The organism is Nocardiopsis sp. TRM 82005 (assembly GCF_056312425.1).
The window spans coordinates 1-909 of sequence record NZ_JBWDTQ010000073.1 but is presented as its reverse complement, the minus strand read 5'-3'; the positions used below and the strand labels follow the sequence as shown (position 1 = coordinate 909).

The following is a 909-nucleotide window of genomic DNA, read 5'->3' as shown; positions in this document are numbered from 1 at the left end:
ACTCAGCCTTTTTCATCCTGCTTCTCGGAGTTGAAGGACGAGCACGGCTCGGGTGATCTCGCCGGCCCGGTGCGGGCAGCACCGCAGCCGGCGTAGGACGTCCCAGTTCTTGAGCTGGGCGAATGCCCGTTCCCCGGGGCTGCGGAGCTTGGCGTGGTCAGAGTTGGCGTCCTTCTTCCACTGCAGCTTGCCCCGGCCCTTGAACGGGCAGAACACCGCCTCCGACAGGCCCACGTACCCCTTGTCACCCAGGCCGAGCAGGCCCGAGGCCTTGATGCGCTCGGCGATCTTCCATACCCGGGCGGCTCTGGTGTCGTGCACCGATCCGAGCAGCGACCACGACGTCCACAGGGGTTCGCCGTCGGGCGCTGCCACCACCTGGATGTTCATGCCGTGCTGCTTGTGCTTGCCGGAATAGAACGGGCGGTCGGCCGCGACACGGTCACAGGCGATCAAGGTGCCGTCCACGATCACGTACCCCCATCCCTTGCGGCGCGCCCGGCGCAGCCCCTGTTCCAGGGTGGGTGCCTGCTTCGCGAGCAGGGCCGTGGTCTCGCGCACGTACCGCCAGGCCGTCGTGGTGCCCACCCTGAAACCGGCCGCGACCTGGATGAACGTCTCGCCTTTGTACAGATGGACCAGCACGAGCAGGGCCTGCTGCGCGGGATCCAGGCGCCGCCATCGGGAGCCGGTGTGCTTGCGGTGGGCGCGAATGGTGCGGGCGGCCAGGTTCAAGGTCCGGCGTGACAGGGGCAGCGCGGCACGGTAGAACAGCATGTGGAGCCTCTGGTGGGCAGGTTTTCTTGGTCGTTAACTCATCTACCAGGGGCTTCTTGCTGTCCGGAGAGGTTTCGGGCAGTCGGTGTGAGCCTGTGACCAGCACGCTCACGATGAAAAGGGCTCACTGGA

1 protein-coding gene is annotated in these 909 nt (G+C 66.6%); it reads right to left on the bottom strand.

Going from position 1 to position 909, the window contains the following annotated elements; all coding sequences use genetic code 11:
• Positions 1-12: 12 nt before the first annotated feature.
• Entirely contained in the window at positions 13-777 is a 765-nt protein-coding gene (locus tag AC0T5L_RS27115; protein WP_476168332.1) for a transposase family protein, read from the bottom strand.
• Positions 778-909 lie beyond the last annotated feature (132 nt).

Bases quoted from the DNA above. Each gene is read 5' to 3' on its own strand.
- AC0T5L_RS27115 (WP_476168332.1), bottom strand. From the start codon at position 777: ATGCTGTTCTACCGTGCCGCGCTGCCCCTGTCACGCCGGACCTTGAAC.